Source organism: Ruegeria sp. (assembly GCF_040830605.1).
Lineage (GTDB): Bacteria > Pseudomonadota > Alphaproteobacteria > Rhodobacterales > Rhodobacteraceae > Ruegeria.
On record NZ_JBFOMD010000003.1, the window covers coordinates 205,167 to 218,821 of the forward strand.

The following is a 13,655-nucleotide window of genomic DNA, read 5'->3' on the forward strand; positions in this document are numbered from 1 at the left end:
ACGGCTCTGCATCGCTTGCGCCTGTGGCATAGAGCGCGAATGCGTATTTGCAGCAAGAAGAAGCAGCGGGCCGCGCAAGGCCCGCTGATGGTATCACTCCGCCGCCTTGAGCGGGGCGGATGGGGTTTCGGCCTTGGGCTTGGGGCCCTCATCCCAGAGGATTTCGGTGGACTGCAGCTTGCGCGCGGTGCGGCTCAGCACCATGTCGCGCGCAATGCGGCTGGAGCGGCCGGCAGTGAGCCGCGCCAGTGCGCGCCCGGCCCAGATGATATAGGTCGTGGTCCAGACCCGAAGCGCCAGGAATGAGGGCGTCACAACCAGCGTCAGCACCGTCGCGATGCCTAGGCCAAACACCACCGCCGTCGCCAGCTGCTTCCACCACAGCGCCGTGGGGCTGTCGATGGAATAGCCGCCGCCGATGAAATCCAGCGACAGGCCGAACATCATCGGGGTCAGGCCGGCCATGGTCGTCACCGTGGTCAGCAGCACCGGGCGGATGCGCGCCTCTGCGGTGCGCACGATGGCCTCGATCCGGGGCATGTAGCGGCTGTATTCCTGATAGGTGTCGATCAGAACGATGTTGTTGTTCACCACGATGCCCGCAAGCGCCACGATGCCAGTGCCGGTCATGATGATCGAGAACGGCTGGTTCATCACCAGCATCCCAATCAGAACGCCGGTGGTGGACAGCACCACTGCCAGCAATACCAGCACCGAGTTGTAGAAGCTGTTGAACTGCGCCAGCAAGATGATGAACATCAGCCCCAGCGCGCCCATGAATGCACTTTGCAGGAAGGCCCCGGATTCCTCCTGCTCTTCCTGATCGCCGGTCCACAGCCAGTCGATGGGCTTGGGCAGCGGATCGGTGTTCAGCCATTCGGTGAGCACGGCGATGCGTTCATTGGGATTGACCGGCGCGGTCTTGGCATCGCCGCCGTCAAACGCGTCCTGCACAGCATCGGTTGACGCAGCGTCGACCAGTTCGAACAGGGCATACCGGACGCCACCGGTCTCATCCACGATCTCACCGGCTGCACCCGATCCCTCGGGCAGTTCCTTGACCAGAGCCAGTGTGGTTGCGTTCCCGTCGGCATCGGGCGCCGTGACCTTGATCAGTCCCGGCTCAACATCAGCCTTGATGTCATAGTACCGTTTCTGATCCACACGGCTGATCGAGGCCAGCTTGGCCACCGGCTTGCGAGTGACGAAGTTCGACAGCGGCACCAGCCCGTCTGGGGTGCGCACCTTGATGATGTCGAGCGTGCTCAGCACCCGTTCCTGCTCGGGCAGGCGGACGCGAATCTCAATCTCGTCATCGCTGCCCTCGGGCCGCATCTCGCCCAGTAGGATGCCGCGAGTAACCAGTTGTACCATCGCCCCCACCGTGGCCACATCGGCGCCGAAACGGCCCGCATTTGCCACATCCACGTCGATCTGCCAGTCGATGCCGGGCAGAGGCAGGGAATCCTCGATCTTGATCAGGCCCGGCGTCGCCTCGAACTGCGTCCGCGCAGTTTCTGCCGCCAGTGTCAGGTCTTCCCAACCGTCGCCCTTGACCCGCAGATGCACCGGCTTGCCCGAGCCCGGCCCCTGTTCCAACGCGGAAACCTCGGCGACGATACCGGGCAACTTGACCAGTTCGGCATTCAACTCGTCGATGACGAAATCACCGTCGAAGTTGGGGTCGATGATCTCTTTCTCGAACCCCAGCCAGCGCGACATGAGCCCGCCGATCCAGCCGTCCAACGGTTCATTCGCATGAGGGCGTTCCTCCCACGGAATGATCTCGAACTGAACCTGCCCGACGGTATCGGCGGGTGCGCCCTGGTTCGAGGGACCGCCGGTGGCCAACCCGCCTTCGCCGGCAAAGGAGAAGACGTTGATGACCGCAGGGTGGGCGCTGATGATGTCCTCGACCTGCTGGACCAGCTCATCCTTTTCGTGCAGCGATAGGTTGCCGCGCGCCCTCACATAGGTGGTCGCCTGTTCCGGTTCGCTTTCAACGAAGAATTCGACGCCCCGGTTGTTCTCCTGGAACGTCATCACAGTGAACATCACCGCCCCGGCAACGAGGGCAATCGAGACAATCGGCATGATCGGATTGCCCGCGATGAACTGAATTACGTGACCAAAGGGCGTGTGGCTGCTGCTGCGCTCGACCCGTGTGGTCTCGCGCTCGATGCGCGCGGCACCCAGAGTGACCGAGCCCGCAAACGCGCCCAAAAGGAAAATGAGAACCCCGGTAACCAGACCGGCGCCGCCGCCGGTCCCTTCGGGCAGAACGTAGGCCGGGTTCAGCATCTGCATCGCGCCGACAAACAGCAGATAGAGCGATGGCGGCACCAGCGCCACGCGTACCCACCAAGGCGTGCGCATCCGCAACCAGTGTGATATGCGGTCGAGAATACGGCTCATGCGGCCCGATACCCCGCCCATCACCGGCAGATAGATCAGCGCTACAACCAGCGAGGCTGACAGAACGAAGATGAGGGTCACCGGCAGCATGCCCATGAACTCGCCCGGCACCCCGGGCCAGAACAGCATCGGCAGAAAGGCACAGAGCGTGGTTGCCGTCGACGACACGATGGGCCAGAACATCCGCTGTGCCGCCTCGACATAAGCGTGCATCGGCCCGATGCCATCCTTGATACGCTTGTCGGCGTATTCGACCACCACGATGGCGCCGTCCACCAGCATCCCCACCGCCAGGATCAGACCGAACATCACGATGTTCGAAATGCTGATCCCCATAAGCGCAAGCAGCACGAAACACAGTAAGAACGAGGTCGGAATCGCGAACCCGACGAGCAGCGCGGCGCGGCTGCCGAGCGCGCCCAGCACCACGATCATCACCAGCGCAATCGCCGTCAGAACCGAGCCCTCAAGCTGCCGGACCATGGAATCCACAATACGGCTCTGATCGTTCGAGGTATCCACCAGCACGGCGGATTGCAGCTCGGTCGGCCAGCTGTCCTGCGCTTCGGCCACAGTGGCCTTGATCAGCTCGACCGTGTCGATCAGGTTGTAACCCTTGCGCTTGACCACTTGCAGGGCAACGGTGTTTTCACCGTTGAACCGGGCCGAGCCTTCGCGGTCCTCGAAGGTATAGTTGATCTGGGCCAGTTCACCCAGCGTCACCACCCGGTCGCCATTCACCTTGATCGGCAGTTCATAGACATCGCGTGCGGTCTTGAACGACGACGGGATCTTGACCGAGAACGTGCCCTGCGCGGTCTCGACCTCGCCCGCGGCAATAAGCTGGTTGTTGTTTTGCACAACGGTGATCAGTTCGGCTGCAGTCACGTTATAGGCTTCCAGCCGCAACGGGTCGATCACAACCTCAAGCATCTCGTCGCGATTGCCCGCGATCCCGGCCTCCAGCACCGCGTCCAGCGCTTCGATGTCGTCCTGCAGATCCTTGGCAATCCGCGCCATTGTCCGTTCAGGCACTGCGCCGCTTAGGCTGACGATAACGATCGGGAATTCCGAGAAGTTGATCTCGGTCAGCGTGTACTGCTCGGCCCCTTCCGGGAACTCGGCCTGCGCGCTGTTCATGGCGTCGCGCACATCGGCGGTGATCGCGGTCTTGTCCCAGCCGAACTCGAACTCCAGCGCCACCCCGGCATAGCCTTCGGCGGCGGTCGAGGTCATCTCTTTCAGCCCGTCCAGATCGGCGAGCTCGGTTTCCATCGGTTTGACCAGCAGGCTTTCGCTGTCTTCAGCCGAAATGCCGGGGAACTGGACCGAGACAAAAAGAGCCGGAATTTCAATATCCGGCTCCCCTTCCTTGGGCAGATTGACATAGGCGAAACCGCCGACAATCAGCGATATCGCGATGAAGGCCAGAACCATCCGGGCCCGGTCAGCGGCCCAGCCAACGACACCTATCATTGCGAAACCTCCTGATAGGTCGGGGCAACCGCCACGCCTTTGGTCACGAATTCCTGACCGACGACGATCACATCCGCAGTTTCTGGCAGACCGCCGATCCACACGCCGTCAGCTGAGTCGCGCAGCAGTTGGACCGACAGAAAATCGACCACATTGTTCGCGCCGACAATGCGCACACCCAGTTGACCTTCGTTGTTGAGCGTCAGCGCCGATTGCGGCAGCAGATGCGCCTTGGCGCCCTCGGCTGAGATCTGGATGGTCGCGGTCTGCCCGTCACGGATCAGCAGTTCGGGGTTCGGCACGGTGATCTCCACCTCGAAGGTGCGGGTGGTCTCATCCGCCGAGCGGCTCAGGAACGTCACTCGGCCCTGCACCTGCAATCCGGTCACCAATTCCGCTCCGGCCATGGCGCCGACGGTGATGCGGTTCACCTCGGTCTCGGGCACAAATCCCACCAGCTTGATCGGATCCAGCTGGATCACGGTGGCGCACAGCCCGCCGGGCTGCATCAGGCTGCCCAGTTCGGCGGTATCGCTTTCCAGCAGACCCTGAAACGGAGCCTCGATGGTCAGACGGTCGATCTCGCGTTCGGCTGCCGCAACGGTTGCGGTCGCGGCCTCGATCCCGGCGCGGGTGGTTTCCAGCCCGGCCTCCGCCGACTTGATCCCGGCCTCGGCGGCGCGCATCGCGGCCTCGGTCGAGATACGGCGCGTTTCCGACGCATATCCGGTTTCCGACAGCTTGCGGGCGGCGGTGTTGTTGATCTCGGCCTCGGCCAGCCGCGCGCGCGCCTCATCCAGGCGGGCCTCGGCCTCGGGGATGCGGCTTTCGGCTTCGATCTTGCGGGCGCGGGTCTCGGCCAGCGCCGCATGGCGGGTGCCGGCATCCAGTTCGCACAGCAGATCACCGGCTTCGACGAATACACCCTTGCGCTTGGGTTCGGAAATCACCGTCGACGTGGTCTCGGCACGCACCTCGACCTGGCGCACTGCCTTGGTCTGGCCGCGCAACACCACCGCGCTGTCAATCTCACGCGCGACCGAGCGCAGGGCAACCACACCCACGGCGTTTTCCGCAGCCTCGGCCACCGCTTCGCTTGCCGCATCCGTCGCTTCAGCGTCGACCGGTTGCGCGGCCGCAGCCTCGCCCCGGGCAAAGGCAAGCAATGCCTCGCGCTCGAAAACAAGAAGATACAAGGCAGTGATCACCAGAAACGCAGTGACAATGGGAATCAATCGCATCTTGTGCCTCTTTCGGAATCGTCTTGGTATTGAACGCTTTGATGCATACGCCCTCAGATGGGGTCTTATGCCGGACTTGTCCACTCTGAACTGACCAGTTCAGAATATTTTTTTTAATCTGCCAACGCAAGCGCCACGAAAATGACCGTTTCTGAGCCCTTGGCTTGTTGCAAGGGGCGGGGTATGAACGGGCCGGATATGGCCAGGAAAGGACCGGGGCAGGGATGAGCGACACCGACAGTTTCATCGAAGAGGTGACCGAAGAGGTCCGCCGCGACCGTATGTTCCTGCTGCTGCGCCGTTGGGGCTGGGTCGGTGCGCTGGCCGTGATCGCCATCGTCGGCGGTGCCGCGTTCAACGAATACCAAAAGGCCAAGGCACGGTCTGCGGCCGAGGATCTGGGCGACAAGATCATCGCCGCGCTGGCCGAAAACGATGAGGCGGCCCGGGCCGGCAAGCTGGTCGGCATCGAGGCCGAGTCCGCGGGTGGGATAGCCGTTGTGCAGATGCTGACCGCCGCGGCACAATCCAATTCCGGCAACCCCGAGACCGCCGTCGAGGCGCTGAACTCGGTCGCTACAAACGGCGAGCTGCCCGAAATCTACCGCCAGATCGCGGCCTTCAAGGCGCTGCTGCTGCAATCCGACAGCCTGCCCGCCGCCGACCGCCGTCAACAGTATGAGGCGCTGGCCCGGCCCGGCGCGCCGCTACGCCTTCTGGCCGAGGAGCAACTGGCCCTGATCGACATTTCCGAAGGCGGTGCCGACGCCGCGTTAACCCGTTTGCAGGCGATCATTCAGGACGCCGAGGCAAGCGTGGACTTGCAACAGCGTGCCTCTCAGTTGATTGTGGCTCTGGGCGGGACGCCCGAACCCCTTCCGGGGCAACAGGGCTAAGCGGGATCAGGCCCGGCGTTGGGCCGATAGCAGCAACAGGACGACAGGCGAGTTCAGATTACCATGGTTACCACGATTTTCCCCCGCCTTGGGCTAACGCTGATGGGCCTGACGCTGATGACACTAAGCGCCTGCGAAGAGTCCGAGGTGATCCTGCCCGGCGAGCGCGAGGATATCCGCCCCGTGGCTGAGGACGCTGCGCAAGCCCCGGGCTCGAAACCCATCCGCCTGTCCGCGCAAAGCGCGAATGCCAGCTGGGAGCAGGGGATCGGCACACCGAATTTCCGCACCGCGCACCCGGCGCTGCGCACCAACCCGCAACGGATCTGGTCGGTTCCGATCGGCAGCGGTGACGAGCGCAAGCAGCGCATCACGGCCGATCCCGTGGTGGCCGGTGGCCTGATCTACACGCTCGATTCCGCCGCTACTGTCTCTGCCGTCACTCCTCAGGGCGCCGTGGCTTGGAGTGTAAACCTGATCCCGCCGGGCGAGAGCGAGGCCGAAGCAACTGGCGGCGGCATGGCTTATGCTGGCGGTGTACTTTTTGTGTCCTCCGGCTTTGGGCGCCTGACCGCGCTCGATGCGCGCACTGGTGCTGTACGCTGGCGGCAGAAGCTGAACGCAACCGGCAGCGGCACGCCTACGATCCGCGACGGGCTGCTTTATCTAGTAGCGGGCGACGATACCGGCTGGGCGGTCAACACCAAGGACGGTCGCATCGCCTGGCAACTCGAAGGCACCCCCAGCGTTGGTAACGTGCTGGGCGCTCCGGCCCCGGCGCTGACTTCGGATCTGGTGGTGTTCGCCTTCGGCTCGGGCGACGTGACCGCCAGCTTCCGCCGTGGCGGCATCCGGCGTTGGAACGCTTCGGTGACCGGCGGGCGCAAGGGCCGGGCAGCAGCCCGCATCGGCGACGTGACCGGCGCGCCGGTGATCTCGGGGAACTCGCTCTATATCGGCAACCACTCGGGGCGCACCGTCGCGTTCGACGCCGCTTCCGGCGAACGCATCTGGACCGCAGGCGAGGGCGCCCTGGGCCCGGTCTGGCCCGCCGGCGACAGCGTATTTCTGGTCAGCGACCGCAGCCAGTTGATCCGGCTCAGCGCCGCCGACGGCAGCGTGATCTGGGCCCGCGATCTATCCGGTTTCGTCAAGGACAAGCCCCGCAAGCGCGGCGAGATCTTCGCCCATTACGGCCCCATCGTGGCCGGTGGTCGCGTCATCCTCGCCTCCAATGACGGCTATCTGCGCTTTTACACGCCCGAGGACGGCACGCTGGTCAACCGGGTCGAGGTGCCGGGCGGGGCCACCACCGGACCGGTCGTGGCAGGCCAGACGCTTTATGTGGTATCGACCGACGGCAAACTGCACGCTTTCCGTTGACGGCCAGATGCGCTAAAGGGCGCGTCTGAGTCTTTGCAAAGATAAGTGCCATGTCCCTGACCCTCGCCATTGTGGGGCGCCCCAATGTGGGCAAATCCACCCTGTTCAACCGCCTCGTGGGCAAGCGTCTGGCGCTGGTCGACGACCAGCCCGGCGTGACGCGCGACCTGCGCGAGGGCGAGGCGCGTCTGGGCGATCTGCGCTTTACTGTGATCGACACCGCCGGGCTTGAGGATACGACCGACGACAGCCTGCAGGGCCGCATGCGCCGTCTGACCGAGCGCGCGGTGGAGATGGCCGATGCCTGCCTGTTCCTGATCGACGCCCGCGCCGGAGTGACGCCGACCGACGAGCTGTTTGCCGATATTTTGCGCAAACGCTCCGAACACGTGATCCTTGCCGCCAACAAGGCCGAGGGCGCGGCAGCCGATGCCGGCGTGATCGAGGCCTACGGCCTGGGTCTGGGCGAGCCCATCCGCCTTTCGGGCGAGCATGGCGAGGGTCTGAACGACCTCTATACCCATCTCATGCCGCTGGCGGATGCCGCCGACGAGGCCGCCGGACAGGACACCCCCGAAACCGATGTCGAGGTGGAGGAGGGCGACGAGGACATGGGTCCCGCCATCACCGCCGCCAAACCGCTTCAGGTCGCCGTCGTGGGCCGCCCCAACGCGGGCAAATCCACGCTCATCAACAAGATCCTGGGCGAGGACCGCCTGCTGACCGGCCCCGAGGCCGGCATCACCCGCGATGCCATCAGTTTGCGCACCGACTGGGGCGGCACGCCCATGCGCATCTTCGACACCGCAGGCATGCGCAAAAAGGCCAAGGTGCAGGAGAAGCTGGAAAAGCTCTCGATCTCCGACGGTCTGCGCGCGGTCAAATTCGCCGAAGTGGTGGTGGTCCTCTTGGACGCCGCCATCCCCTTCGAACAGCAGGACCTGCGCATCGCCGATCTGGCCGAGCGTGAGGGCCGCGCCGTCGTGGTCGCCGTCAACAAATGGGACGTCGAAGAGAACAAGCAGGAAAAGCTGCGCGATCTGCGCGAGGCCTTCGAGCGCTTGCTGCCGCAGATGCGCGGCGCCCCGCTGGTGACGGTCTCGGCCAAGACGGGCAGGGGCCTCGACCGTCTGCACGCCGCCATCCTGCGCGCGCATGAGGTTTGGAACCGCCGGGTGCCCACCGCCGCCCTGAACCGCTGGCTGACCGGTATGCTGGAACAGCACCCGCCACCAGCCCCGCAGGGCAAACGCATCAAGCTGCGCTACATGACGCAGGCCAAAACCCGCCCGCCCGGATTCGTAGTCATGTGCTCACACCCCGACAAGATGCCCGCCAGCTATTCGCGGTATCTGGTCAACGGCCTGCGCGAGGATTTCGACATGCCCGGCACCCCTATCCGCCTGACCCTGCGCGGACAGGGCGACAAGAACCCCTACAAGGGTCGGCGCAGGAAAAACGCGGGCGCGCTGGCCAAACATCTCAAGGGAAAGGCGTAACCGCGCCAATTTGCAGCACTTTCAGCCGCAGGGCGTGACAGTGCCCCGCCTTTGACGCTAGCATCTCCCCATACGCGACAATTTCCGCGTGTGGCCCGTCCGCGTGCGGGCCGGTTCTGGTTTTGACGAGACATTGGGCCCGGCCCGGGAACAGGGGTGGTATGGATCTCAGAGCTTACACAAGGCAATACGCCGTGCAGGACAACCGGCTGGCCGCGCTCAGCTATTTCGGCACCTTCGCGGTCTATTTCACCGCGCTTTGGCTGGCGGTGACCCATGTGGACCGCTGGTACATCCTGCTGCCCGCCGGCGTGGTCTTTGCCTTCGCGGCAGTGCGCCTCTACGTGCTGCAACACGATTGCGGCCACCATTCGCTGTTCGAAACCCGCACCCAGAACGAGATCGCGGGCCACGTCCTGTCCCCCTTCACCTTCGCCCCCTTCGAGGTGATGAAGCAGAACCACAACCTGCATCACGCGGGCATCGGCAATCTGGAGCATCGCGAAACCGGCGAGATTCACACAATGACCCTGCGCGAATGGACCACAGCGGATTGGAGAACGCGCCTATTCTATCGCCTCTACCGCAACCCGTTCATCTTGGTGCCGGTGGGTGCGTTGTTTACCTATTTCATCCGCTACCGCTGGCCCAAGAACACCGCCCGTTTCGGCGTCCGGGGCGTGCTGCTGCACAATCTCTTGATTGTTGTAATGCTGGGCCTGCTCTACCTCGCCGCAGGCGCAACCGGCATCTGGGTCTGGCTCGCCTTCTCCTTCCTCGGCGGCATGCTCGGCGTGTTCCTCGTCTATCTGCAGCATAATTTCGAGGACACCTACTGGGACCGCCGCCCCGACCTCGACCCGCAACTGGCGGCGCTTCAGGGCTCCTCGGCGCTTGATTTCGGCTGGTGGTTCGACACGGCGGTGGCCTGCATCACCCTGCACGACATCCACCACTTCAACGCCCGCATACCGTCCTACCGGCTGCGCGCCTGCCACTACAACCTGCCACCCGAATGCACCCCCCGCCGCATCAAGTTCCCCGAGGCGGTCGCGGCGCTGAACCTCAAGCTCTGGGATGAAGAGGCAAAACGGCTGGTGCCCTTCCCGAAATCCCAATCCAGGGCAGGGGTGCCGCAAACCGGCTGATTTGTGACATTTGATGTGAATCATATCGGGTCCATATCAAATGGATCATAATCCTCCGCGCTCATCCGAACCGTGGCAACGACAAGGAAAGGACCTGTAATGAAACCAGTCACCGAAGTGCGAGGCGTCGGCCCGACGCTGGGCAAGGCCCTGATCGCCCTGGGCATCAAGACCGCCACCGCATTGGCCAAAGCCGCGCCCGAAACACTGGTGCAGGTTCCCCGCATCGGCACCGCCCGCGCTCCACGCCTGATCGCGGCGGCGCAGGAACTGGCCGGAACCAAATCGGCCCCGAAACCCGCCGCCAAACCGGCCCGCAAATCAACCACGCGGGCCGTGACCCGTAAGGTCAACGCCGCCGCGGCCCGCGCCAACGCGGCCAAACCAGCAACGCCGTCCAAAGCCGAGATCGAGGCCGCTGAAACAAAAGCGGCCAAGGAGCGAGCCGAAGCCAAGGCCAAGAAAAAGGCCAAAGCAAAGGCCAAGGCTGAAAAAGCTGCCCGGAAGAAAAAGGAATTCGAGGCCAAGGTGAAAAAGGCCAAGGAAAAGATCAAGGAAAAGTCCAAGAAGGACAAGAAATCCAAGAAGGACGGCAAAAAGAAAGACGCCAAGGGCAAGAAAGACAAAAAAAGCAAAAAGGAAGCCAAGGCCAAGAAGGACAAGAAAAAAGCGAAGAAGTAAACTTCTTCGCCCTTCATCCTGCTCAAACCGGCGCCGGGTCCTCCGCCGCCGGTTTTCTTATGCCAATGTGCCGTCCAGCCCCAGTGTCAGTTTGCCGCCCAGGTACGGGCCCAGTACCTTGGGCAGCGACACGGTACCATCCTCGTTCTGCCCGTTCTCCAGAACCGCGATCAGGCAGCGGCCCACGGCCAGGCCCGAACCGTTCAGCGTATGCACGTATTCCGGCTTGCCGCCGCCCTCGGGGCGAAACCGCGCATTCATGCGTCGGGCCTGGAAATCGCCGGTGGTTGAGACCGAGCTGATTTCGCGATAGGTGTTCTGCCCCGGCAGCCAGGCCTCGATGTCATAGGTCCGCCGCGCACCGAACCCCATATCGCCGGTGCACAGCACCACGGTGCGATAGGGGATACCCATCTGCTCCAGCAGATCCTCGGCACAGCGCAGCATCCGCTTCTGTTCCTCATCCGATTTCTCCGGATGCGTGACCGAGACCATCTCGACCTTCTCGAACTGGTGCTGGCGCAGCATGCCCGCCGTGTCCTTGCCCGCGCTGCCCGCCTCGGACCGGAAACAGACCGTATGCGCGGTCATGCGGATGGGCAGGGCGGCCTCGTCCAGAATGTCGCCCGCCACCGAATAGGTCAGCGTCACCTCCGAGGTCGGGATCAGCCACCAGCCATTGGTGGTCTGATAGCTGTCCTCGCCGAATTTCGGCAGTTTGTCCGTGCCGTACATCGCCTCGTCACGCACCAGAACCGGGGTGGCGGTTTCGGTCAGCCCGTTCTTGTCGATATGCGTGTCCAGCATGAACTGCGCCAGCGCCCGGTGGATGCGCGCCACGCCCTTGCTCAGGTTCACGAAACGGCTGCCCGAGGTCTTTGCAGCGGTCTCGAAATCCATCGCCGCAGCAACCGAGGCGATCTCGTAATGCTCCTTCGGCGCAAAGGCGAACTCGCGCGGCGTGCCCCAGCGGTTCACCTCGACATTGTCATCCTCGTCGGCGCCCTCAGGCACGTCCTCGGCGGGCAGGTTGGCGATGCGCGCGAGCTGATCGGTCAGCTGCGCGTCCAACTCCTTGGCCTCGGCCTGCATCGCCGCCACTTCGGACTTTTTCGCGGCTACCTCGGCGCGCAGACGCTCGAACTCGGCCTCATCGCCCTTGGCCTTGGCGGCGCCGATGGCCTTGGCGGCCTTGTTCTGCTCGGCCTGCGCGGTTTCGGCGGCCAGAATCTTGGCGCGCCGCGCTTCATCCAACTGCAACAGCGACGACGACACCGGCGCATCCCCGCGCCGCGCAAGGGCGGCGTCAAAGGCGGCAGGATTTTCGCGAATGGCGCGGATGTCGTGCATGGCTCTGAGTCCTTGAATTGGTCGTGTACTAACACGGCCCTTAGACCGAATTCTGCCGGGCGTGACAACCACCCGTTTGTAGTGGAGCTGTGGAATGCCGGCACGTGCGACAGGAGGCGTTGACTCCAAAAATGAATGCCGTCGAGTTTTCTGAAACTGACGTCGACTTTATGCGACAAGGACGAAACGGCCCGTGATGCTGCGGTTCTTTTTCGTCCTGCCGAGATCATTTTGCCATCTGGATCACCAGCAGCTGGACCGGGATCCAGAGCAAATCAACCAAAAGCCGCTTTGCCTGATTTATCTGTCTGAAGTTGAACCACAATAGCACTTGCCACCAAGGCCTGCGAATGGCTTGGCGGTGGCCCATTTCAATCCGGGTTCTCCCAATCCTGGGCAAAAAACGCTTCGAGCCGCAGCCCGGAGTTGGGATGGACAAACGACGGGGTAAGGCATCGTTCACAAGTTCGAGGAACGGGATCTCAGGCGGAGACAGCGGTGGGCCTGGCGGGCTTCATGCCCGAAGCCGGCAAGGTTTTGGTTGCCTGTCTTTCCTGACAGATCTGGAAAATGAACTCCTGGACCGTCTGAATCCGCGCGAGGTTGCGCATATCCGGATGGGTTAGCATCCAGAGGTCGGCCGTGGTCTGCAACTGTCCCGGCAGAAGCTCGACCAGATCCGGGTGCGCCTGTGCAAGGTATTTTGGGAACGGGGCTATTCCAAGTCCGCTTTTAACGGCTTCAAGTTGTGCCAAAAGGCTGTCGGTGGTCAGCGCCACGTTGCAGCGTTCTGAGAGCAGGGCGAATTCCCGGCATTGGGCCGTTTGCGCCAGCGCGCCCGAAGCCGCGACGATATTGTGACCGTCCAGATCCTTCACGGTCTCAAACGGTTTGATGTCGTCGAGATAGAGACGCGAGGCATAGATGCCGAACCCAACCGAGCCTAGCTTGCGCCCCACCAGCCGCTCTTGCCCGGGTTGCCCGATACGCACGGCAATATCCGCCTCGCGGTTGAGTAGATTCACTTTGGCCGTGGACAGTAGCAGTTTGATCTGCAACCCCGGATGCGTGTTGTGCAACTCGCGCAGGCGGGGAGCCAGCATTGTCTGACCCAACCCGCTTGGGGCCGCAACCGTGACTGTGCCTGTCAGCAAACCATCGTCGTCATAGATCGCTTCATTGATCAGCAGCATTTGCTGCTCGATCTGTTCGGCATGATCCAGGATTGCGCGACCGCAACTGGTGGGCGAGACTCCGGACACACTGCGGTCAAACAGGGTGGCCGAAAGCTCTGCCTCCAGCTCACGCAGTTTGCGCCCGACGGTTGCCGAACTTTCAGCCAGTTGCTCGGCGGCGCCAGCGATGCTCCCGGCGCGGGCGACGGCAAGAAAGAACCGGAGCAGATCCCAGTTCTGGCTCATCGGGGCCCCGGGTCGTATGGATTTGGCCTTTTGCATCGCGGCGGACACTCGTGATCAGGCAGTATCGATTGCGGTGAAAATACTCCTCAACAGGTACCGATAGCCCGATTGCAATACCACTCAATTTTAGTTGTGCGGATGTGAG

9 protein-coding genes are annotated in these 13,655 nt (G+C 63.1%); 5 read left to right on the forward strand and 4 right to left on the reverse strand.

What is annotated here, in order from left to right:
* Window positions 1–93 precede the first annotated feature (93 nt).
* On the reverse strand, window positions 94–3,891 hold the full coding sequence (locus tag AB3N21_RS05035) for an efflux RND transporter permease subunit (protein WP_367934179.1): 3,798 nt from the start codon (window positions 3,889–3,891) through the stop codon (window positions 94–96).
* Window positions 3,888–5,132 carry an efflux RND transporter periplasmic adaptor subunit gene (locus tag AB3N21_RS05040; protein WP_367934180.1) on the reverse strand — a complete coding sequence of 415 codons (1,245 nt, stop codon included), beginning with the start codon at window positions 5,130–5,132 and terminating at the stop codon, window positions 3,888–3,890. The genes AB3N21_RS05035 and AB3N21_RS05040 overlap by 4 nt, the downstream gene beginning before the upstream one ends.
* Window positions 5,133–5,356: 224 nt before the next feature.
* Between AB3N21_RS05040 and AB3N21_RS05045 the strand changes: the two genes are divergently transcribed.
* The 5 genes from AB3N21_RS05045 to AB3N21_RS05065 all read left to right on the forward strand — a co-directional run bounded on the left by AB3N21_RS05045 (window position 5,357) and on the right by AB3N21_RS05065 (window position 10,739).
* A complete protein-coding gene (locus tag AB3N21_RS05045; protein WP_367934181.1) occupies window positions 5,357–6,028 on the forward strand; it encodes a hypothetical protein in 672 nt (223 codons plus the stop codon).
* A gap of 63 nt (window positions 6,029–6,091) precedes the next feature.
* A complete protein-coding gene (locus AB3N21_RS05050) occupies window positions 6,092–7,411 on the forward strand; it encodes a PQQ-binding-like beta-propeller repeat protein (RefSeq protein WP_367934182.1) in 1,320 nt (439 codons plus the stop codon).
* 50 nt (window positions 7,412–7,461) lie between these two features.
* Window positions 7,462–8,910: a ribosome biogenesis GTPase Der gene (gene der / locus AB3N21_RS05055; RefSeq protein WP_367934183.1), complete on the forward strand. Its 1,449-nt coding sequence runs from the start codon at window positions 7,462–7,464 to the stop codon at window positions 8,908–8,910.
* 161 nt (window positions 8,911–9,071) lie between these two features.
* Window positions 9,072–10,058: a fatty acid desaturase gene (locus AB3N21_RS05060; RefSeq protein WP_367934184.1), complete on the forward strand. Its 987-nt coding sequence runs from the start codon at window positions 9,072–9,074 to the stop codon at window positions 10,056–10,058.
* 99 nt (window positions 10,059–10,157) lie between these two features.
* The gene (locus AB3N21_RS05065; RefSeq protein WP_367934185.1) at window positions 10,158–10,739 is read left to right on the forward strand and encodes a helix-hairpin-helix domain-containing protein; all 582 of its coding nucleotides are present in this window, start codon (window positions 10,158–10,160) and stop codon (window positions 10,737–10,739) included.
* Between the two features lie 57 nt (window positions 10,740–10,796).
* Here AB3N21_RS05065 and serS read toward each other — a convergent pair whose 3' ends face one another.
* Both serS and AB3N21_RS05075 read right to left on the reverse strand, forming a co-directional pair.
* Window positions 10,797–12,089, reverse strand: coding sequence for a serine--tRNA ligase (gene serS / locus AB3N21_RS05070; RefSeq protein ID WP_367934186.1), 1,293 nt, complete (start codon window positions 12,087–12,089; stop codon window positions 10,797–10,799).
* 482 nt (window positions 12,090–12,571) lie between these two features.
* On the reverse strand, window positions 12,572–13,510 hold the full coding sequence (locus AB3N21_RS05075) for a LysR family transcriptional regulator (protein ID WP_367934187.1): 939 nt from the start codon (window positions 13,508–13,510) through the stop codon (window positions 12,572–12,574).
* Between the last annotated feature and the right edge of the window lie 145 nt (window positions 13,511–13,655).